Origin of the sequence: Streptomyces sp. NPDC050121 (assembly GCF_044460385.1) — a bacterium.
Taxonomy (GTDB): Bacteria; Actinomycetota; Actinomycetes; order Streptomycetales; family Streptomycetaceae; genus Streptomyces; species Streptomyces soliscabiei.
This window is the reverse complement of record NZ_JBITJV010000041.1, coordinates 70007-90737: the sequence shown is the minus strand read 5'-3', so window position 1 is coordinate 90737 and position 20731 is coordinate 70007. Positions and strand designations below refer to the sequence as shown.

The window sequence follows — 20731 nt, the reverse complement described above, 5'->3', positions numbered from 1 at the left end:
CGAACCGGAGTGGATCGCACCCGACCTTCAACACCCTTCGCCCCCGCCCAGTTGACAACCGCGGATCCGCTCTAACTCCGTGGTCTTGGAAGTACTCGTTGGAGTTGCGTGAGCGTGCGGTGCGGATGTACCGGACCTCCGACCCCAAGCCGCAGATCAAGAAGCTGGCTGTCGATCTCGGTGTGCATCCCGAGGCCCTGCGAGGCTGGATCCGGCAGGCCGAGGCGGACGCCGGCGAACGCGACGACCGGCTCACCAGGGACGAGCGGGCCGAGCTGGTGGCCCTGCGCAAGGTTCCTTCCTGGCCCGCACAGCGGAAGCCGCTGTGCGGGCCTTGGGTACACGGTCATGAGCGTGTGATCAGATGTGCGCGGGTCAGCGCTTCAGGGTGAGCAGGCCCGGCCGGTACGGCAGGTTCACGTAGTCGGTGCCCGGCGGGATGTTGGGGGACAGGCCCTGGTAGAGGAACTGCAGGTTGCAGGGGTCGATGGTCATGGTCTCGTCGGGGTTGTTGCGGACCAGGTCACCGTGGCTGATGCTGTTGGTCCAGGTGGCGCCGCTGTTGGCCTTGCCCGCGAAGGGGTTGGACTCGGTGGCGGCCTGCGGGGTCCACGGACCGTTCAGGCTGGAGGCCGTGAACGAACGGAAGAAGCGGTCCTCATTCACACCGCGAGCCTCGACGATCATGAGGTACTGGTTCTGGCCCTGGACCTTGTAGACCTCCGGCGCCTCGAACAGGTTCTTCTCCGTGTCGCTCATGACCGTCGTGTACGACGAGCCGAAGCTGCTCGGGAAGTTCCCGATCGGCATGGTCGACTTGAAGATGCCGCCCTTGTCATTGGCGAAGAACAGGTACATGTTCTGGTCGTCGGCGATCATGGTCGGGTCGATCGGGCCGCCTACGGGGAGGCTGCCGGTGAACAGCGGCTGCGCGTCGGACCAGCCGTTGGGGTTGGTGGGATCGCTCGATGTGCGGTAGACGAAGGGCCAGGCGGTACCCCACCCGTTGGAGGCCAGAACCCAGATGTTCTTGCGTGCGAAGTAGAACAGTTTGGGCGCCACCGCCGACTGGCTCATCGCGGTCTGGCCGGCCGAGCCCATGTCCGACCAGTTCGTGAAGGGGCTGAAGCCCATCGAGTGCCAGTTGCCGTCGGAGTACGTCGCGTAGACCAGGTGCTTGCCGTTGTACGTCACGGTGGTGAAGTCCTTCAGCGAGGCCCACCCGTTCGCCGGCTGCGTCAACGCGTTGGTCGACGTCCACTGGTATGTCGACGGCAGAGCGCACGAGTTGGACGCCCCGGACAGGCCGGACCACTTCTGGTTGGCGCCGCCGGTGCAGTTCCACAGCTGCACCGCCGTGCCGTTGGCCGTGGCGCCGCCGCTGACGTCCAGGCACAGCCCGGATTCCACGGCGACGACCGTGCCGTCGGGGTTCACCCGCCACTGCTGGTTCGTACCGCCGTTGCAGGACCAGATCACCGGCCGGGTGCCGGCCGTGGTGGCGTGGCCCGGGACGTCCAGGCACTTGTTTCCGAACACGGTCAGCTGGTTGTTGTCCGTCAGCGTCCACTGCTGGTTGGTCCCGCCGTGGCAGTCCCAGATCTGCAGGTTCGTGCCGTCGGTCTGGTTGGCGCCCGGCACATCGAGACACCGGCCGGAACCGGCGCCGCGCAAGGCGCCGGTGGTGGCCGCCTGAGCCGGGTGGGCAACGATCGTCGCCGCCGAAGCGACGAGGGTCGCGAGTGCCACGGACAGATGCCTGCGGCTGAAACCACGTCTGCGCATGGGGGTCTCATTCCTTGAGTGAGCGGTTCCGGTTGGCCCCGTCGGAGGCTGTCCGGACTGTCGATGCGCTACGACCCGACCTTGGTGTTCGCCATGCCGAACGATGATGTTCGTCATTCCGAACAGTGGTCGAAGTGTCGCGCAAGGGAGTGGGGAGAGTGATCACAATCCGCTTCCGACGGGCGTCAGTTCCGCTGAGCCCACGCCGTGAGGCAGTGACCTTGGGCGTGGGTGCGGAAGGGGAACGTCGGCGCGTCCCAACCACCGTTCGCAGTCGCGCTGTTGGTGGACAGGTGGTGGTTGGCGCGGAAGTCGTACGGCAGCCGGTCGACATCGACGAACCGCAGGTAGTTCCGCGTACGGTCCTGGTTGTCCAGCCGGCGGCTCGCGGTGAGCCGAACCTGGCCGAGCGCCAAGGGATGCGGGGACACCCCGATGTCGGCCCTTGCGGGAGGGGCGGCCGCTCGGGCGGGCGATGCGCCGATGAAGGAACCGGTGGCAGGGGCGGCGGCCGTGGTCCCGGCTACTTGCGGGAGACGCCGTCTGCTGACGGAGGAAGACATCTCGCATCTTTCGGTGGGGGGAAGGCGACTGCTTGGTCTTCGGTGTGTTCGCTCACCGGTCGGGCGGTCGGGCGTGACGCGTCACGTGCTCATCCGTTGCGGGCTCGGTTCGATCAACCCTCTCGAGTGATACATGGGATGAATTAACGGATACGGACGTTGCTCCTGTCTAGTCTCGCGACACGGAAGACTTGGCTACTTGCGGGTTTTCGTCTGGCTCACGTTTCTGACGTCGAGTCAGCTATGGGAGTACCGGGCCGACCAGGGCGCGTAGCACCGGCCACAACTCGGCATGGGCGCAGGGTGTTGTGGGCTGGAGGGCGTGCCTCCATTCTGGGTCGCCCTACGGTTATGCGGCACGCCGAGGATTTCGCGGGGCTGTACAACTCAGTTCAGCTACGCCGGGGCAACTCGCAGAGCACCGGGCCAGATTTCGATCATCGAGACCCGGTGCACCTCGTCGTGAAGTCGTCCACCGAGGACCGGGGCTTCAGCGTGGTGTGCATCCATGGGGGCCGGGTGTCCCACAGCCCGGCCCCCCACGCTTCGGGCGGGACACCCGGGGAACTCGTCGAACCCGACGACCGCGCGGTTCGCGCGAGACAGGGAGAAGCATCATGCCGGCCGGATCGAGCTCCAAGCGCGAGCGCCAGTACGAACACATCAAGAAGAGTTGCCGAGGACCGTGGCGAGTCGTCGAAGCGCTCCAAGGAGATCGCGGCACGGACGGTCAACAAGGAGCGGGCCAGGTCGGGCGAGTCGCGGGCCGCCGGGCCGCCCGGCCCCGGAAGCCGACCCAGTACTGCTCCTGCGCGGTCAGCGGCGCCCGCACCCAGTCGTACACACCGGGGTGGAACATCAGGGCGGCGTCGACGTCGTCGAAGACCCCGGCCCGCACCTGAAGGGTCTTGCCGCCGCCCTCCTCGGCCGGCGTGCCCACCGCCAGCACCGTTCCCTCGGCGTCGTGCCGTACGGCGTCCACGACCAGCGCGGCGCCGAGGCCGGCGGCGGCGATCAGGTTGTGCCCGCAGGCGTGTCCGAGTCCGGGCAGGGCGTCGTACTCCAGGAGGAGCGCCACGGTGGGCCGCCCCTGGCCCGAGGCCGCCGTGAACGCCGTCGGCAGGTCCGCGACGTTCCTGCGGACCTCGAACCCCGCGCGTTCCAGCTCGCCGGTGAGCAGCGCCGCCGCCCGGTGCTCGGTGAAGGCGGTCTCGGGATCCGCGTGCAGCGCGCACGCCACGGCCCACAGGTCTTCCGCGCGCCGGGCGACCTCGGCGCGGACCCGGCAGTACCGCGGCTGTGGACTGGACACCTCGGACCTCCTACCGGGGTCGGCGAGCGGCTGCCATGCCGGACCCGGGTTCCACCCGCACCGATTCCGAACCCGGCGACGCGGATACGCGCGACCGCGGTCCGCCTCCTCAGCCCGGCCGGCGCATCGCGTACGCCTGCCGGGCGGCAAGCGCACGCTCGCCGCGCCGCGGCGGGTCGACGCGTACGGTGACCGCGCCGCGCCGAAGACTCCCTCCGCGATGCGCGCGGCCGACGCAGCGACGGCCACGCTCCCGGTCCAGCGCCTCGTCCCTCGTCTACGCGACACTCGACGGCTGGCACCGGCAGATGGTGGAGCACGGGCATGATCTGCTGGACGCCGCGCTGCACCGTGCGGAACGGATCCGCACGGCTGCCGCCGAGCTGCCCGGCCTGCGTCCGATGGGCCGGGAGGTCGTCGAGGAGGGACTCGCCGCCTCCTTCGACCCCCTGAAGATCGTGATCGACGTCCGTCTGCTCGGCATCAGCGGCATGCAGGCGACCGAGTGGCTCAGGGCCCACCGGCACGTGGACGTCGGCGGCTCCGACACCTGCCGCATCAGCGCTTCGATCACCTGTGCCGACAACGACGAGACCGACAAGATCCTGCTGGACGCCCTGCGTGCCCTCGTCGAAGGCGCCGACTTCACACTCGGACCGTGCTGCAGTCGCGAATCAAGCCGGACCGACATGTCTCGGCGCCTCGCCTGTCTCCACCTGAACACCCAAGATCGGCCGGAACCGCGCAATGTCGAGGCCGGTCAGCGGTAGGTGTTGTTGCTGGTGTGCTCGCCCGCGAGCCAGGAGGCGAGCTCGGCGTGGGCGGTGCGCCGGCGTTCGGCGTCGCTCGCGTCGATGCCGGGCGCGTCCAGGGTGAACTCGAGGAGCAGGCCGTTGGGGTCGCTGGTGTAGAGGGAACGGCAATAGCCGTGCTCCAGCACATACGTCTCGTCGGGCCGCCAGCCGGCCTTCTCCAGCCGTTCGGCGATCGCGTTCTGCACCTCCTCGGTGACCTTGAGCGCGATGTGCTGGAACGGTGAGTGCGGCATCTCGGGGCCGAACTGCTTCTGGTCCTCGGGGTCGGCGAACTGGAAGAAGGCGAGGGCGCTGCCGTCGCCGAGGCCGTAGAAGGTGTGGCAGTACGTGCGGACCGCGCCGAAGAGTTCGTCGGACTCCTTCCAGGTGGCGACGAGGGGCAGGCCGATGAGGTCCTCGTAGAAGGCCCGGGTCGCCTCCTGGTCGCGGGTGACGTAGGCGTTGTGGTGCAGCCGTGACGGCAGGGCCGCAGTGCTGGACGCGACGGAGGGCGCGGGGGAAGCCTGGGTCATCGTCGACTCTCCTTTGAGGTTCCTTGACCAGCCCGACGACAGAGCGACGGACATCTGTCCGTCAGGCGGGCACTGCTCGCTACCTTCATGCGCCCCGCCTTCGGCGTCAAGAGTGCTGGGGGACCGATGTGCCCAAGGCGGCTTCCTCCGCGGGCGGTGGACGGCATGCGGACAGGCGGCAGTAACCTGGAACGTCCAGTCGAGCCACTTGTGAGGGGCCGCAGATGCCGCGTACGGGTACCGGGCCCGATTTCATCGAAGCGTTGGCCCGGGGGCTTGACGTGATCACCGCCTTCGCTCCACATCAGTCGGTGATGTCGCTCTCGGAGATGGCGGCGGCGACCGGTCTGGCCCGGCCGACGGTGCGGCGGATCCTGCTGACCCTCGAAGAACTCGGTTACGTACGCGCCTTGGACAAGGGCTTCACGCTCACCCCGCGCGTCCTCGACCTGGGTGCGGCGTACGTCGGTTCGCTGGGGTTGTGGGACGTCGCCCGTCCGCACATGGAACGGTTGGTGGACCGGACGCGCGAGTCCTGCTCGATCGCGCAGCTCGACGGTAGTGACATCGTGTACGTCGCGAGGGTCGCCGTTCCGAAGATCGTGACGCTCTCCGTCCAGATCGGTACGCGGTTCCCCGCGCTGCAGACCTCCCTGGGCAAGGTGCTGCTGGCGGCGCTGGAGCCGGAACAGCTGGAGAAGACACTGGCGGAGCCGACCCGCTCCGGGCTCACCCCTCTGTGGCGGCCCGTCCGGGAGGAGCGGGACGAGGCCCTGCGCGAGGTGCGGGCCCGTGGCTGGGCCCTGGCCGACGAGGACCTGGCGTTGGGCATCCGCTCGGTCGCGGTGCCCCTGCGTGACGGCCGGGGCCGGGTGATCGCGGCCATCAACGTCAACGCCCACGCCGCCGAGACTTCGGTGCGCAAGCTGCGGGAGGAGCATCTGCCGCTCCTGCTGGAGACGGCGGGTGACATCAGCTGCGACTTCTCCAGGCTCGCCTCCCTCCCGCAGTCGGTGGTCGCTCTCCAACCCTGACCCACTCCCCGACGGCCCGCGCCCACCTCGTACCGCTCGCCGCCGGCCTCGGCATTCGCGTCGGCACTGCGGGCCGGCCCCCTCGGCTCCTTCCGTACCGGCGGTCGGCACGCGACTGCTCTCGCTCCGGCCCGGCGCATTGCTCTCGGCTCCTCGCGGCGCCACGGTCCGGCGTGTCACAATCCGATCGACGGACGAATGTCCGCTGTGCGGTCGGAGGGATGGTTTCATGGAGATGCCCACAGAGTCGGCAGCACCGGGCAGGGGTGGCGGGCCGCTGTCCGGGCTGCTGGTCGCCGACTTCTCCCGGGTGCTGGCGGGCCCGTACGCGACGATGCTGCTGGCGGATCTCGGGGCCGAGGTGGTCAAGGTCGAATCCCCCGGCGGTGACGAGACCCGGACGTGGATGCCGCCCACCCGCGGTGAGACGTCCACGTACTACCTGGGAGTCAACCGCAACAAGCGCTCCATCGCCCTTGACCTGCGCGCTGAGGACGATGCCCTCGCGGCGCGTGAACTGGCGCACCGGGCGGACGTCGTGATCGAGAACTTCAAGCCGGGCGCGCTCGCCAAGTACGGCCTGGACTACCGCAGCGTCGCGGCCGGGAACCCCGGCGTGGTCTATGCCTCGATCAGCGGATTCGGGCCCGGCGCGGGTCGTCACGTACCCGGTTACGACCTGATGGTGCAGGCGATCTCCGGTCTGATGAGCCTCACCGGCGACCCGGAGGGCGAGCCCTACCGGGCCGGCATCTCCGTCTTCGACGTGATGGCGGGCAACCACGCGACCATCGGCATCCTCGCCGCGCTCCGGCATCGCGACGCGACCGGCGAGGGCCAGCACGTCGAGGTGAATCTGCTGTCCTCGGCTCTGTCCGGCCTGGTCAACCACAGCTCCGCCTATGTGGCCGGCGGCACCGTGCCCTACCGGATGGGCAATGCCCACCCGAGCGTCTTCCCCTACGAGCCGTTCTCCACCGCCGACCGCGACCTGATCGTCGCCGCCGCCAACGACGGCCAGTTCCGACGGCTGTGCGAGGTCCTCGGCATACCCGACACGGCCGACGACCCGCGGTTCGCGCGCAACCAGGACCGCACCGCCCGCCGCGCGGAACTCCGGCCGCTGCTGGTGGAGCGGCTGGCCACCCAGGGCGCGGCCGAGTGGTTCGACGCCCTGGTCGCCGCCGGGGTACCGGCCGCCCCCATCAACACCATCGACGGAGGCTTCGCCATGGCCGAGCGCTTCGGACTCGACCCGGTCGTCGAGGTGGGCGAGGGGGAAAGGGCCGTTCCGATGGCACGTCACCCGATCACGTTCTCCGCGACACCGGCCCTCTACGAGCTGCCGCCCCCCGAACTCGACGAGCACGGCCCCGAACTCCGCAAGTGGCTCACGGCCCCGCGAGCCCCGCGCACGACCGAGGAGGACACCCGTGACTGACCGGCCCGCGTCCTACCCGACGGCGCTGGGGGCCTCCTCCCGCACCTCGATCACTCTTCTCGGCGAGGACCTCGCCCGTGACGTGATGGGCCAGGTCGGCTTCGGTGAACTCGCCTACTGGCTTGCCACCCAGCGCCGCCCGACCCCCGGTCAGGTCCGGGTCTTCGAGGCCGTCCTCGCGGCGCTGGCCGACCACGGCTTCACCCCGACCGCGATCGTCACCCGCCTGACCTATCTGTCGGCGCCGGACTCGGTGCAGGGCGCGCTCGCGGCCGGGCTGCTGGGCGGTGGCTCCCGCTTCCTCGGGGTCACCGAGGACACCGGGACCTTTCTGCACGAGATCATCGAACGCCATCCCGGTACGGTGCCGGACGACGACGCGGGATGGGACGTCCTCGCCCTGGAAACCGTACGCGCGCGGCGGGCGGCCGGGCGGTTCGTGCCCGGTCTCGGCCATCACGTCCACAAGGACGGCGACCCGCGCACCCCCCGGCTCATGGAGATCGCCGCCGAGGAGGAGCAGTTCGGTCCCCACCTGTCACTGTTCGCCGCGATCGGCCGGACCCACCCGCAGGTCCTGGGCAAGACCCTGCCGCTGAACGGCGCCGGGGTGTGTGGAGCCGCCCTGGCCGACCTCGGCCTGCCCATCCCGCTGCTGCGCGGCTTCGCGCTGCTGGCCCGTACCGCGGGGCTGATCGGGCAGCTCGCCGAGGAGATGCGGCATCCGGTCGCAAACGACGTCTTCCTCTCCGTCGACCTCAACAACCGGCCCGTCGCCCCTGACCCGTACCCCGGAGACCTGCCATGAGCCGGTCACCGGAGCGCGAGCCCTCCATCCTGCTCGTGCACGGCGCCCACCACGGCTCCTGGTGCTGGGAGGAGGTGACGGAACGGCTGTGCGCGGCCGGCGTCCGCAGCCACGCCGTCGACCTCCCTTTCACCTCCTTCACCGACGACACCGAGGCGGTCCGAGCCGCCCTACGCGGGGCGGCACGACACGGCCCCGTGCTGCTGGTCGCGCACAGCTACGGCGGCCTGCCGATCTCGGCCGGCGGGCACGCGGCGGCACGCCTGGTCTACATCGCCGCACGGATGCCGCTGCCCGGCGAGTCCCCGGCACAGCTGACGCCCACCTGGAACGACCCCGCCTTCCACCGTTGCGTACGGACGGCCCCCGACGGCACGGTGACCCTGCTGCCCACCGCCCGCGAGGCGCTCTACTCCGCCACACCTGCGCGACACGCCGAGCGCGCGGCCGCCCTCTGGCGGCCGATGCGCAGCCGGGTGCCGCGAACGCCCCTCGACGACCCGGCGTGGCTGACGGTCCCCAGCGCCTACGTCGTGTGCGCAGCGGACCGGACCGTACGCCCCGAGGCACAGCACGCCTGTGCCGCACGTGCCGCCACTTACGTCGAACTCGACTGCGATCACTCGCCGTTCTACTCCGCGCCCGACCCAATGGCCCGATTCCTTGCCGAGCAGGCCGCTCTCCTCATGCTCCCGTGACGAGCTTGTTCCTCGGCGGGACAGCCCAGTGGTCTTTCCCGGGGAGATCCATGTGCCGGTGCCCGTGAAGCCGCGGCCCGAGGCCGACTGGCTCAGTGGCCCGCGACGGATCCAGCATGTAGCGGAGGCATCGGCGAGATCGTCGAGCACGGAGAGGCCCCCGCGATGGGCGTGCGATGCCTCGCAGATCCCGGGCGTCCGGTCCGGGGCCCCGTGCTCCGCCCGTCTCCGCAGGCCGTCAAGCAGGGTAGGCGTGTGTCTGGGCCGCCTTGACCGTCGCCCACACCGCGGCACCCGGATACAGGTCGAGCTCCGCCGCCGCCACCGTCGTGAGGTCGGCGGCGAGGGGAAGTTCGCCGGTGAGGGCGGCGCGGATCTGGTCGCCGTGGGTCTCCAGGCCGGCGACCTCGCACCGCCAGAGGTTGCGGGCGCTGGAGCCGGTGGGGCGGTCCCGGTACAGGGTGACCGCGCTGGGCGGGAAGGCGACGAAGACCGGGCCGGTGAGGTCCTCGGTGGTCGTGATCCCGGGCCCGCCGTCGACGTGGACCGTGTGTCCATCGGCCGCGCCCTGGTAGAGGTTGAGGCCGACGAGGTGGGCGATGTAGTCGCTGCGCGGGTGGCGGGCGATGTCGGCCGGGCTGCCCTGCTGGACGATGTGGCCGTCCTCGATGACGACGAGGTGGTCGGCCAGGACCATCGCGTCCAGCGGATCGTGCGTGACGAGCACGGCGACCGCTTCGAACTCGGCCAGGTGGTGCCGGAGTTGGGCGCGCACGTCGAGGCGGGTGCGGGCGTCGAGGGCGGCGAGTGGCTCGTCGAGGAGCAGCAGACGCGGGTGGGTGGCCAGGGCGCGGGCGAGGGCGACGCGCTGCGCCTGGCCGCCGGACAGCTTGCGGGGCTTGCTCCCGCCGTGGTCGGCGAGGCCCATGCGCTCCAGCCACTCGGCGGCCCGGGCACGTGCCTCCGCCCTGGTCGCTCCGTGGCAGCGCGGCCCGAAGGCCACGTTGTCCAGCGCGGTCAGGTGGGGGAAGAGCAGGTAGTCCTGGAAGACGACGCCGACCGGGCGGGACTCCGGCGGCGTGCGGTGCAACTCGGCGCCGTCCAGACGGAGGTGGCCGCCGGTGAGCGGGACGAGGCCGGCGAGGGCGCGCAGGGCGGTCGTCTTGCCGGCGCCGTTGGGACCGAGGAGCGCGACGACGTCACCCGGCGCCGCGGTCAGCGCCACATCGAGGCGGAAGGAGCCACGCTCGACCAGCAGCCGGGCGTCGAGCCCCTCTCCGGCCGCGGCGGGCGCGCCGAGCCGGTCCCGCGTGTTCCGCGCGTTGCGTGCGGTCTTCTCGGCGTTGCTCATGAGGCGGTCATCCAACGCTCACGCAGCCCGGCCAGCACCGCGATCGAGACGGCCAGCAGGACCAGGCTCAGGGCGATCGCAGCCTCCGGGTCGCTCTGCAACGCCAGGTACACGGCGAGCGGCATGGTCTGCGTACGGCCCGGGAAGTTGCCGGCGAAGGTGATCGTCGCGCCGAACTCGCCGAGCGCCCGGGCCCACGCCAGCACGGCGCCGGCCGCGATGCCGGGAGCGATGAGCGGCAGCGTGACCCGGCGGAAGGCGGTGAAGCGGGACGCGCCGAGCGTCGTGGCCGCCTCCTCGTAGCGCGGGTCGGCGGCCCGCAGTGTGCCCTCGACGCTGATGACGAGGAACGGCATCGCCACGAACGCCTCGGCGACCACGACCCCAGCGGTGGTGAACGGCAGGGTGATGCCGAACCAGGAGTCCAGCCACCGGCCCATGACGCCGTTGCGGCCGAGCGCCATCAGCAGGGCGACGCCGCCCACCACCGGCGGCAGCACCAGCGGAAGGGTGACCATCGCCCGGAGAAGGCCGCGCCCCGGGAACTCGACCCGTGCCAGCAGCCAGGCCAGCGGCACCCCGAGCACCAGGCTCACCAACGTGGCCGCCGTCGCACAGACCAGCGACAACTGGAGCGCCTGCCACACCTCGGTGCTGGTCAGCAGCTCGGGCATGCTGCGCCAGGGGGCCCGGATCAGCAGGGCGACGAGGGGGAGGACCAGGAACGCCAGCCCGATCAGCGCGGGCAGGAGAAGGGGCAGCGGGGCGCCCCTGCGGACGCCGGAGCCCCCCGGGGCCCCGCGGACACGGCGCCGCCGCGGGCCACCGGTCAGAGTGTCCGCGGCGCCGGCCTGGTCCAAGGACGGGGAGGTCATGGCTGGAGGAACCCGGCCTCGGTCAGGACCTTCTGGCCGTCGGCGGACTGCACCAGCGCGATGAACGCCTTGGCGGTCTCGGCGTTCTTCGAGTCCTTGAGCAGGGTGATCGGGTACTCGTTGACGGCCTGGGCCGACTCGGGGAAGTCCACGCCCTCCACCTTGTCACCCGCCGCCTTCACATCGGTCTTGTAGACCACCGCGGCGTCGGCCTCCTTCAGGACCACCTTGTTCAGGGCCGACTTGACGTCCTCCTCGTAGGAGACCGGCGTGAGCTTCAGCTTGCTGGCGTCCAGGGCCTTCTGGGCGGCGGCGCCGCACGGCACCGTCTTGTCGCACAGTACGACCTTCAGCGAGGACTTCGTGAGGTCCTTCAGGGACGCGACCTTGTCCGGGTTGCCGGGCAGCGTGGCGATCTCCAGCTGGTTGCGGACGAACGTGGCGGGCGTGCCCTCCGCGTCGCCCTTGTCCGTGACGATCGCCATCGTCCTGGGGCTGGCCGAGGCGAACACGTCGGCGGGGGCGCCGGCGGTGATGCTCGCGGCGAGGGAGTCGCTGCCGCCGAAGCCGAAGGTGACCTTCGTGCCCGGGTGGGCCTTCTCGAACTCCTTGCCCAGCGTCGTGAAGCTCTCCTTCAACGAGGCGGCGGCGAAGACCGTCACCGCGCCGGACAACTCGTCCGGCGCGGAGGCCGGCGCGGAGGAGCCCGACTTCGCGGACGAGTCGGAGTCGGACGACGAGCAGGCGCTCAGGGCCAGCAGGGCGGCGGCGCCTGCGCCGGTCACCTGCAGCATCCGGCGGCTCCGGCGCGCGGAACGGGTCATCACGGGTGAACTCCCTCTGGTCCTGACGGACACATCTACGGTCTCTCGACGACCACGTTGGTCGACTTGATCACGGCAACCGCCGGAACACCGGGCTCCAGCTCCGACTCCTCAGCCGACTCACGGCTGACCATCGCCACAGGCCGCAAGGGCCGGCCCCGGGATGATCCGACGGCCCAAGGCGGCCGCGTCCCCGATCCGGTAGGTGTGCATGCGCCGATCATACTGCCGCAGATGCAAGGCGGAAATCGCCTGTCGCTTTGCATGAGCAGGATTATGGATCTTCTGGCATGGCATGTGCGTTTGTAGGTGGGGCTCAGAGCAGTGCCACCACTCCCGTCACGGCCGTCGCCGCGAGCGCGACGATCACCAGGACGTTGAACACCACGCCCTGACCCTCCGAGCGCTGCTCGGCCGTGCGGTCCAATGTGAACTCGGCCGGGTCGGCGGGCGTGTCGTGCGTGGCCGGTGCGCCCGCGGTGATCGTCATGCGGCCGATTGTGCACGCCATGGATGACGGCCGACAGACCGCGCTCACGCCTGCCAGTGAGGCGTTCCGGGGAGACCCCGGGTCTACTCCAGTTCCGCCGCGCGATTCTTGAGGTCTTCGGCGAAGGCGTCCCAGTCGGGGCCGAAGGACAGCAGGTCCGCGGCTGCTTCGCGCAGGAGCCGGGGGTCGTCGGGGCGTTGCAGACAGGCCAGGCGGTAGGCGAGGTTGCGGGCCCAGGGCGGCAGGGCCATCCAGTCCTCGGCGAGGACGTCCCGGAGCATGGCGAGGATCTCGTCGGCCGTCGCGAAGGTGAGTTTCTCGATGAAGTCACGGGTCGCTTCGTTGACGGCGCGGCTGTCGGCGGCGTCGATCGCCTGGCCGAGGCTCCTGGCGGCGGGGGTCGGGTCGGGCATCTCTCGCTTCTCCTGGGGATGGGGGAATCGGCGGGTCGTGTCTGCCACTCGCGTTCAGCGAGACGACCGCGGCAGGCGCCGGAACGGCCACCCGCTCGACCGCACCCGCGTCGGCCCCGTGCCCGCCCGTCTCTCCCGCATGGTCGAACAGACCGGCAGTGATCGTCACCTGCCGCACCTGACGGTATCCCCTACGACGTGCCGGGCGGTACGTGTCGGCTGAGCGGGACGTACGCCGACGGCTGCCACGGAACTGTCGGCGTGCCGCCCGGGTCCAGGCCGTCCGGCCACAGCCTGTTGAGCATCGCAGGCATCCCGACCAGGCGGGCCAGGGTGTTGTCGGTGCTGCCCTGCTCGCCGGCCTGTCGGGCCAGGGCTTCGGCGCCCTCCCGGTCCGCGGCCCTCTCCCGCATCTCGGCGAGGCGGGCCAGGGCGTAGGTGTCGCCATGGGAGGCGGCCTGTCGGGCCAGGGCTTCGGCGCCCTCCCGGTCCGCGGCCCTCTCCCGCATCTCGGCGAGGCGGGCCAGGGCGTAGGTGTCGCCATGGGAGGCGGCCTGTCGAGCCAGGGTCGCGGCGCCCTCCCGGTCCCCGGCCCTACTCTCGCCGCCGCCGTGACGGTCGCCGTCGTCGCCCTCCTCACCTGACACCGGCCCACGCCCCCCGTCGAGCGCCGGCCACCGGCGCGACCTCAACAGGGAACGCCGGGACGGTCCTTGACGTCGACGGCCCTGCGGCCGCTCACCGCCCACGCTCGGGCCGTGAGTGCGATGGAACCGTCCGGCTTCCTGGGGACAGCCGCGCTGAGCGCCTCACGCACCCGCTCCCGGTCGGCCGGTGCGAGGGCGGCCACGTAGCCCGGTGCGGGGCCCTGCCCCGCCAGGAAGGGGTCCCACAGGTCGGCGAAGTCGGTGAACACAGTGGCCACCTCGATCGAAACGGTCGACACATCGACCAGCCCCGCATCCGCCCACAGCGCACGCAACCGCTCCGGACGGCATACGGGGAACCGGCGGCCCTCGTCCAGCGCGGCCGCGGCCGGATCCACCTCGACGGCGGCGTCCCAGAAGCGACGAAGGAGCCCCATGCCGTCGGCGTAGTCCCACACATATGCCGCGATCAAGCCGCCCGGCCGGACCACCCGGGCCATTTCCGCCACCGCCGCGGTCGGTACGGGAAGGAAGTTCAGGGCGAGGCCGCTGACGGCCACATCGCATACGCCGTCACGCACGGGAAGCGACAGCGCGTCTCCCACGATGAAGCACGTCGACGCCGACACCGCAGCTGTGGTCCGGGCCGAGTTCACGAACCCCTCGGACCGGTCGACTCCCACCGTCGATCGCGGCCGGCACCGGGCCGTCACCGCGGCCGTCAGCACACCGGTACCGCATCCCACGTCCACCCACCGCAGCCCGTCCTCGCAGCTGAGCCACGCCGCGAACTCCTCCGCGACGAGCCGGCTCCACCGACCCATGTACCGCTCGTACGCGGCCCCGACCGCCCATACGTCACACCGCTGTTCCTTCATGGCACCACGATCCCCGCCCCCATGCCTCATCCGCCGCAGCCACGGCCCCAGCTCAGGGATTGAGCCAGTACGTGGAGAGTTGGTAGGCGCCGTCGGGGCGTTGCACGACCCGGTAGCCGATGTCGTGGCCGTCCATCTGGATCGATCGGTCGAGCGGGCCGGCGAAGCCGGGGCTGCCGGCGCGGGGGACGACTCCGCCGTCCTTCATGTAGCCGTACACGTCAGAGACGATCGCCTGTTCGATCTGGTCGGGCTTCAGGTCCGTGGTGCGCAGGTCGTTCGTGGTTCCACCCGGACCGGTGTGGGCCCGGTCGTAGCCGTGGCCGGTGTTGAAGTGCCACTGGTCGTCGCCCACCATGGCGGAGCGTTTGAGGTCCTGCCCCTCGCCCTTGGACGTGTACTCGCCGATGGTCGGGCCCTCGCCGTTCTTGTACGGCGAGAGGCCGAAGGGGTCGCAGAGGGTGTGCGGGTTGGGCACGTAGGCGACCGGGTTCGGCGCCGGCGAGAGCCCCAGCGGGTCCGGGGAGGCGTACCGGCCGGTCCGCGGGTCGTAGTGGCGGAAGAGGTTGTAGTGGAGGCCGGTCTCCGGGTCGTAGTACTGGCCGGGGAAGCGCAGCGGGGTGTAGGCCGTGCTGGAGCGGGACCAGGCGGTGGTGCCCCACAGCGTGCTGCGGGTGCGCCAGGCGATCTCGCCGGACTCGTCGATCAGTTCGGTGGGGGTGCCGATGAGGTCCGTCGCGATGGCGAAGAAGCGGCGGTCGGTCTCCTGCTGACGGGCGTCGGCGGTGAGGATGCGTTCGGTCTGCGCGAGGGGCACGAGACCGCGGTGCTCCCAGGTGAGCGCCACCGGACGGGGCAGGTCGCCGGAGACTGTGGTCTGTTCGCAGAGCGTCAGGCCGTCCCAGGTGAACCGGACCTCCTCCGTCACGGTCTCGCCGTCCGCCGCGAGGCGCTGCTTGGCGGTGCGCCGGCCCAGGGGGTCGTAGCGGTAGCGCCAGCGGGTGCCGTCGGGGGTGACGACGCAGGTGAGGCGGTCCTCGGCGTCCCATGTGTAGCGCCAGGTGTCCGGTTTGCGGGAGAGGCGGGTCCTCTGGCGCAGGGTGACACGGCCGAGGGCGTCGTGCTCGAAGCGGACGTCACCCGCCCGCGTGACGGTGGTGCCGGTGTACGTGCGCGGGCCGGTGGCCTCGTGGCCGGGGTGCGAGTCGGGCCAGTCCGCCGAGGTCTGGTTGCCGCTCGCGTCGTAGGCGTACCGCTCGCTCCAGCCGTGTGCGTGGACGGCGGTGACCCGGCCCGCCGGGTCCAGGTCGAAGGTGCGCGCCCCCGACAGCCGGTCGGCGGTCGCGGTGAGACGGCCGTCGGCGCGGTAGCCGTACGTGCGCTCGTTGAGGGTGCGGGAACCGGCGGTGAGGTGCTGCGCGGACAGCCGGCCGGCCTCGTCCCACGCGCAGGCCTGGGTGACGATGCCGGCGAAGACGCGTTCCACTTCGCGTCCGGCCGCGTCGTGCGCGAAGGCGATGTCGTGGCCGCCCGAGGTCAGCCGGGTGGGACGGCCCGCGGCGTCGTAGGCGTAGCTCGTGACCAGTCCGGTGGGGGTGGTGCGACCGACGCGGCGGCCGGCGGCGTCGTAGGCGTGCTCCAGGGCGCGGCCGTCGACGAGTTCGGTCTTGAGCCGGCCGCACCGGTCGTAGCGGCGCACCAGTTCGCCGTCCGGACCCGACGCCTGGACCAGGCGTCCGGCGCGGTCGTAGGCGTGGACGGTGACCCGGCCCGCGACCTCCTTGCGCAGCACCCGGCCGAGCTCGTCGTAGGTGTAGGCGGCCACCCCGCCGAGGTGATCGGTCCGGGTGGTGAGCTGTCCGGCGGCGTCGAGGCCGTAGGCGACGGAGCGGCCGTCGAAGTCGGTCTCGGAGACCAGCCGGCCCGCGAGGTCGTAGCCGTACGTCCAGACGAGTCCCTGCGGGTCGGTGACCCGGGTGAGGCGCAGGCCGGCGTCGTGCTCGAACTCGTACCGGGCGCCGTCGGGGAGGGTGCGGGCGGCGAGCAGGTCGAAGTGGGTGTACTCGAAGCGGGACACTCCGCCCGCCGCGTCGGTGTGGGTGAGGCAGTTGCCCTCGCCGTCGTAGGTCCATGACTCGGTGGCGCCGTCGGGGCCGGTACGCCGGGCGAGCCGGCCGTCGACGTGCCACTGAAGGCGCGTGACGGCGCCCACCGGGTCGGTGATGCGGACCGGACGGCCGAACGCGTCGCGTTCCAGGAGGGTGGTGCCGCCGACCGGGTCGGTCACGGCCACCGGCCGGCCGGCCCCGTCGCAGCGCACGACGGTCGTGGCCCCGAGGGCGTCCGTGACGGACGTCAGCAGCCCGGACCCGTCGTAGGTGTAGCGGGTGGTGCGGCCGGCCGGGTCGGTGACCGCCGTGCGGTTCCCCCGCTCGTCGAACTCCTGGAGCCACCGCCCGCCGTCCGGGTCGTGGCGCTCCGTGGGCAGGCCCGACGGGCCGCGTACGACACGGAGTTCGGTGCCGTCGGGACGGGTGACCGCGACGAGCCGGCCCTCCTCGTCGTAGGAGAACGCGGTGGTGCGGCCGAGCGGGTCCGTGCGGGTCAGGAGGTTGCCGCGCGGGTCGTAGGCGAACCGCGTGGTGTGGCCGAGGGGATCCGTGGTGGCGAGGACGCGGCAGCCGGGGCCGATGAGATGGCGGGTGGTCCCGCCGTCGGGGGTGGTCAGGACCGTCGTGCGGTGGCCGGTCCCGGCGTCCGGTTCGGTGTAGGCCAGGCTGATCTGGACGTGCCCGGCCTCGCCGCCCTCGGCGACGACGCGGTCGCGGTCGTCGTACACGTAGTCGTAGCGGCGCCCGCCCGAGTCGATCCAGGCGATGACGCGGCGGCGTTCGTCGTAGCGGAACGTGGTGACGGCGCCGGACGGCCTGGTGACCGTGGTGAGGTTGCCGTCCTCGTAGCCGTAGCCCAGCACCGGCAGGTCCGTGCCGTTCTCGCCCGCGCCGGCCAGGGACAGGGCGGTGACCCGGCCGTCGGCGACGGACAGCCGCACCCGGTGGCCCGCCGAGTGGACGAGGGCCAGCGGCAGCCCGTCCTCGGCGCGGTCGACCGTGATCATGTGGCCGTTGCGTTCGGCGACGGCCGACAGCCAGGCCGTACCGTCGCCGCCCGGCTCGCCGCCGGGCGGGGCGGTGAAGCGGCGGGTCAGGCCGGTGTCGGGGTCGGTGACCGTGTAGTCGCCGTCGGCGTGCCGGGCCAGCAGCGCGCGGGAGCGGCCCGGCCGCGGCCGGGTGGGCGCGCCGGGCACGGGGTGCGGGTACGGGACGAGCAGCCCGTCGGCGGTGACGTGGACGACACCGATCGCGTCGATCTGCAGGCGCTCGTCGACGGTGGACGACCAGGCGGCCCCCAGGAAGCGGCCGGTCGCGGTGCCGGACTCGGTGCGGCGGGTGAAGAGCAGCGGCAGGATGCCGGGGATCTCCAGATCGGTCTGGGGCAGGAACATCCGGCCCGAGGCCAGGTCCACCGGGTCGGTGCCGTCGGTGGTGCGCTCGACGTCCGGACGGCGGTGGGTCCCCTCGGGGGCGTCGTCGAGCAGCCGGCGCAGCCGCGCCGCGTCGGCGGCGTCCTCGGCGATGCGCACGCCCTTGACCGCGGCTCCGCCGCCACCGGTGGCCACGGTCAGCGCCACGTCGGGCAGCAGCCGGCCGAAGCCCTCGGCCGGGTCCTTCATGAAGTCGCCGATCATCTGCTTGCCGGTGCCGACCGGGTCGTTGGCGGCGACCACCAGACCGGCGGCCAGACTGTTGAGGGACGTGGCGTACTCGGCGGGGTGCGTGATGTTGTACGGGTCCATCGGGTTGACGCTGCGGACGAAGTTGAGCAGCCCCGCCGTGCCCTTGATGAGACCGCCGCCGACGTGGTCGCCCATCAGCTGCAGTTCCTGGACGCCGTCGCCCAGCTGCTCGGCGTAGGACGGCTTCTCAGGGGCCATGTCGCGGGCGGCGCGGACCGCCGTGCGGGCGGTCTCCGCCGCCGAGTTGCGCTGTGTGCGGGCGTCGGCGAGAAGGTCCTGCGCCTCCTTCATCAGCTTCTTGCCTGGGTCGTCGAACGTCGCCGCGGGCCTGGGCGGGAGCGAGGCCGGGTCGCGTTTGTCGGCGGGCTGGGCGTTGTAGCGGTCGACGGCGCCGTTGTAGTCGTCGACCTTCTTGCGGTGGGCGTCGGCGGCGTCCTCGGAAGCCTTCACGCCCTCCTTCCACTTGTCGATCGCCAGCTGCGCCTGTCCCTGCGCCCAGGTGACGGTGTCGGCGAACGCCTCCAGCGCGTCGACCGCCTTCGTACAGGCGTCGGCGGCCGCGTACCACTTGGGCGGCTGGGTGCTGACCGCGGTGCGCAGCGCGTCGGCCGTCTCACCTTTCAGCCGGGACGAGTCGAGGCCCCTGAGACCGTCGCCCGCGCTGTCGAAGGACGACTGGAAGGCGCGCAGCTTCGCGGCGGTGGAGGTGATCTTGCCGGGGCTGCCGTAGATCAGCTTGGTCTTGTCCTCGGTCTGCCCGAGGTCCATCTCGTCGACCTCGGCGCCGAGCCGGTTGGCGACCGAACGGGACTGCTCGCGCACCCAGTCCGCGCCGGACTCCCAGCCGACGTCGTCCAGCCGGTCGGCGGTCCAGTTGCCCGCGTCCTCGACCCGGTTGCCGACCCATTCGACGCCGTCCTCGACCGCGTCCTCGACCGCGTCGGGCGTGATGTCACTGATGAAGTCGCCGATGCCCACCGTCAGTTCCCCCCGGACCCGCCCTGCTGCCGTTCCTGCTCGGTGCGTTGCTCCGGCGACGGGCCGAAGGTGTCGTCCAGCGCCTGGTTCCACTGGTCGTCGGAGACGCCGAGCGCGTCGTTGAGGATCTGCGACCGCATACCGCCCTCGCCTTCGGTGAGAACGGTGCGGCCGGTGTCCTTCCAGGTCTGCGCCATGTCCTGACCGGCCTTGTCGAACGACTCCCCGCTCCAGTCCGGGTTCAGGTAGTCCGGCGTGAAGACGTCGCCCCAGTCCTGCCGGGCGATCTCCTCCTCACTGGCGTGCGGGTTCCCGCCGAACACGGAGTTGACGCCCACCTTGAGCGCCCCCGCGATGTACTGGTCGTGTTCCCACTGGGTGCCCGCCGCCAGGCCGAGACGGTTCGCGAGCTCGCTCGCGTCGTGCACCAGGGCGCGCACCCCCCACTCCCAGCGCTCGCAGAAGTCCTCGAAGTCGACCGAGAGGCCGTGGTGCCCGGCCTCCATCCCCGTCATCGCCAGCTCCGAGAAGCCCTTCCCCATCACCGAGCCCGTCGGCCCGCCGAGTTCGCCGAGCTGGTCGATGGTCGCGCCCACCCCCTGGGTGAACTTGGCGACGGACGCCTTGTCGAGCTTCAGGTCCGGTCCGTCACCGCTCATGACCGCGGCCCCTCTCCCGGCTCGCCGGCGTCGACGGCGACCGCGTCCGGCACGATGCCGACGACCGGCGGGAAGAACATCGACCCGTCCTCGGTGGCGATGTCGACGGCGAGACCGGCGGGCTCGCCCAGCGTGGGCACGATCTCGTCGACGATGCGCGCGCCCAGCAGCGCCGCGTACTCCAGGGGCTGGTCGGCGGGCCCGTGGCGGAGGGCGAACCGGGCCAGCGCGGCCTCGTCGGTGAACCCGCAGATCCACCGCACCCCGCCCGAACGCACCGACCACAGACCTCCGTCGGCCACCGGCACCAGAAGGACCGAGCGTCTCATCTCGCCGACCAGCGCACGGGGGTCGTCGCCTCCGTTTCTCCGCTCGGCGATCCGCTCGGCGAGTGCCGCCCTCGGCTGCTGCACGGTTCCTCCCCGGTCGTCGGTGACTTCTGGCACCGTAGAGCAGGACGCGCGCGAAGGAACGGGTGGTTCTCTTGAAGACCGGGCTCGGGCCGGACGGCAGCCGCCCCCCTGGGGCACCGGGGCTCGGCGCTCGCGCCCACCGGCCTCGACGTCCGTCGGGCGCCGGGCCGCCCGCGCGGCCGGGCAGCCAGGCCTCGTCGTCGGTTGTGTGGGCCAGCCCGCGCTGCAGGAGCCCGCGCAGGGCCTCGGCCTCCGTGCCGGCTCCCCGTGCCCGTGGTGGCGCAGGACAGCGGCACAAATCCGCACCGGCACCATGAGATTTCCCTTGGGGTCCGCCTAGGGATCATCGTCGCGGCCCCACGGTCTCCGTGTCTGCGGTCGACGGGCCGTCACCTCATCGGTCGATGGGCGACATCCCTCATTACCCGCAGTCCCCGAA

General features: G+C 71.5%; 18 protein-coding genes and 3 pseudogenes. 7 read left to right on the top strand and 14 right to left on the bottom strand.

What is annotated here, in order from left to right; all coding sequences use genetic code 11:
• A partial coding sequence (locus ACIBTS_RS40565; protein ID WP_399325767.1) for a transposase occupies nucleotides 1-392 on the top strand: 392 nt, incomplete at its 5' end.
• Here ACIBTS_RS40565 and ACIBTS_RS40560 read toward each other — a convergent pair.
• Nucleotides 376-1785 carry a non-reducing end alpha-L-arabinofuranosidase family hydrolase gene (locus ACIBTS_RS40560; RefSeq protein WP_399325765.1) on the bottom strand — a complete coding sequence of 470 codons (1410 nt, stop codon included), beginning with the start codon at nucleotides 1783-1785 and terminating at the stop codon, nucleotides 376-378. The genes ACIBTS_RS40565 and ACIBTS_RS40560 overlap by 17 nt on opposite strands.
• A gap of 194 nt (nucleotides 1786-1979) precedes the next feature.
• A pseudogene (locus ACIBTS_RS40555) lies at nucleotides 1980-2348 on the bottom strand (beta-L-arabinofuranosidase domain-containing protein); the annotation flags it as partial.
• Between the two features lie 617 nt (nucleotides 2349-2965).
• Between ACIBTS_RS40555 and ACIBTS_RS40550 the strand changes: the two are divergent.
• Nucleotides 2966-3218 (top strand): annotated as a pseudogene (locus ACIBTS_RS40550) (plasmid stabilization protein); the annotation flags it as partial.
• A gap of 40 nt (nucleotides 3219-3258) precedes the next feature.
• Here ACIBTS_RS40550 and ACIBTS_RS40545 read toward each other — a convergent pair.
• Nucleotides 3259-3426 (bottom strand): annotated as a pseudogene (locus ACIBTS_RS40545) (M20/M25/M40 family metallo-hydrolase); the annotation flags it as partial.
• A gap of 542 nt (nucleotides 3427-3968) precedes the next feature.
• Between ACIBTS_RS40545 and ACIBTS_RS40540 the strand changes: the two are divergent.
• Nucleotides 3969-4430, top strand: coding sequence for a hypothetical protein (locus ACIBTS_RS40540; RefSeq protein ID WP_399325763.1), 462 nt, complete (start codon nucleotides 3969-3971; stop codon nucleotides 4428-4430).
• Here the strand turns inward: ACIBTS_RS40540 and ACIBTS_RS40535 are convergent.
• Nucleotides 4421-4987: a VOC family protein gene (locus ACIBTS_RS40535; RefSeq protein ID WP_399325761.1), complete on the bottom strand. Its 567-nt coding sequence runs from the start codon at nucleotides 4985-4987 to the stop codon at nucleotides 4421-4423. The genes ACIBTS_RS40540 and ACIBTS_RS40535 overlap by 10 nt on opposite strands.
• A 314-nt stretch (nucleotides 4988-5301) precedes the next feature.
• Between ACIBTS_RS40535 and ACIBTS_RS40530 the strand changes: the two genes are divergently transcribed.
• The 4 genes from ACIBTS_RS40530 to ACIBTS_RS40515 all read left to right on the top strand — a co-directional run bounded on the left by ACIBTS_RS40530 (nucleotide 5302) and on the right by ACIBTS_RS40515 (nucleotide 8968).
• On the top strand, nucleotides 5302-6021 hold the full coding sequence (locus tag ACIBTS_RS40530; protein ID WP_399325760.1) for an IclR family transcriptional regulator C-terminal domain-containing protein: 720 nt from the start codon (nucleotides 5302-5304) through the stop codon (nucleotides 6019-6021).
• A gap of 229 nt (nucleotides 6022-6250) precedes the next feature.
• Nucleotides 6251-7462: a CaiB/BaiF CoA transferase family protein gene (locus ACIBTS_RS40525; protein WP_399325758.1), complete on the top strand. Its 1212-nt coding sequence runs from the start codon at nucleotides 6251-6253 to the stop codon at nucleotides 7460-7462.
• Nucleotides 7455-8270: a citryl-CoA lyase gene (locus tag ACIBTS_RS40520; protein WP_319671009.1), complete on the top strand. Its 816-nt coding sequence runs from the start codon at nucleotides 7455-7457 to the stop codon at nucleotides 8268-8270. Before ACIBTS_RS40525 ends, ACIBTS_RS40520 begins: the two co-directional genes overlap by 8 nt.
• Nucleotides 8267-8968, top strand: a complete 702-nt coding sequence (locus ACIBTS_RS40515; protein WP_399325755.1) for an alpha/beta fold hydrolase — start codon at nucleotides 8267-8269, stop codon at nucleotides 8966-8968. Before ACIBTS_RS40520 ends, ACIBTS_RS40515 begins: the two co-directional genes overlap by 4 nt.
• Nucleotides 8969-9206: 238 nt before the next feature.
• On the opposite strand, the gene ACIBTS_RS40510 is transcribed toward ACIBTS_RS40515, so the two are convergent.
• The 10 genes from ACIBTS_RS40510 to ACIBTS_RS40465 all read right to left on the bottom strand — a co-directional run bounded on the left by ACIBTS_RS40510 (nucleotide 9207) and on the right by ACIBTS_RS40465 (nucleotide 20292).
• Nucleotides 9207-10319 (bottom strand): ABC transporter ATP-binding protein, encoded by a 1113-nt coding sequence (locus tag ACIBTS_RS40510; protein ID WP_399325753.1) that lies wholly within the window; start codon nucleotides 10317-10319, stop codon nucleotides 9207-9209.
• Nucleotides 10316-11194, bottom strand: a complete 879-nt coding sequence (gene modB, locus ACIBTS_RS40505) for a molybdate ABC transporter permease subunit (RefSeq protein ID WP_079658994.1) — start codon at nucleotides 11192-11194, stop codon at nucleotides 10316-10318. The genes ACIBTS_RS40510 and modB overlap by 4 nt, the downstream gene beginning before the upstream one ends.
• Complete coding sequence (modA, locus tag ACIBTS_RS40500; RefSeq protein WP_399325751.1) at nucleotides 11191-12018, bottom strand: molybdate ABC transporter substrate-binding protein; 828 nt, start codon at nucleotides 12016-12018, stop codon at nucleotides 11191-11193. The genes modB and modA overlap by 4 nt, the downstream gene beginning before the upstream one ends.
• Before the next feature lie 316 nt (nucleotides 12019-12334).
• The gene (locus ACIBTS_RS40495) at nucleotides 12335-12508 is read right to left on the bottom strand and encodes a hypothetical protein (protein WP_399325749.1); all 174 of its coding nucleotides are present in this window, start codon (nucleotides 12506-12508) and stop codon (nucleotides 12335-12337) included.
• Between the two features lie 83 nt (nucleotides 12509-12591).
• Nucleotides 12592-12921, bottom strand: a complete 330-nt coding sequence (locus ACIBTS_RS40490; protein ID WP_399325748.1) for a hypothetical protein — start codon at nucleotides 12919-12921, stop codon at nucleotides 12592-12594.
• Nucleotides 12922-13112: 191 nt separating this feature from the next.
• Nucleotides 13113-13568, bottom strand: a complete 456-nt coding sequence (locus ACIBTS_RS40485) for a hypothetical protein (protein ID WP_399325746.1) — start codon at nucleotides 13566-13568, stop codon at nucleotides 13113-13115.
• Between the two features lie 41 nt (nucleotides 13569-13609).
• Nucleotides 13610-14446, bottom strand: a complete 837-nt coding sequence (locus ACIBTS_RS40480; RefSeq protein ID WP_399325744.1) for a class I SAM-dependent methyltransferase — start codon at nucleotides 14444-14446, stop codon at nucleotides 13610-13612.
• 52 nt (nucleotides 14447-14498) lie between these two features.
• Nucleotides 14499-19220 (bottom strand): putative T7SS-secreted protein, encoded by a 4722-nt coding sequence (locus ACIBTS_RS40475; protein ID WP_399325742.1) that lies wholly within the window; start codon nucleotides 19218-19220, stop codon nucleotides 14499-14501.
• Nucleotides 19221-19222: 2 nt separating this feature from the next.
• The gene (locus tag ACIBTS_RS40470) at nucleotides 19223-19879 is read right to left on the bottom strand and encodes a hypothetical protein (protein WP_399325740.1); all 657 of its coding nucleotides are present in this window, start codon (nucleotides 19877-19879) and stop codon (nucleotides 19223-19225) included.
• Complete coding sequence (locus tag ACIBTS_RS40465; protein ID WP_334576472.1) at nucleotides 19876-20292, bottom strand: hypothetical protein; 417 nt, start codon at nucleotides 20290-20292, stop codon at nucleotides 19876-19878. Before ACIBTS_RS40465 ends, ACIBTS_RS40470 begins: the two co-directional genes overlap by 4 nt.
• Between the last annotated feature and the right edge of the window lie 439 nt (nucleotides 20293-20731).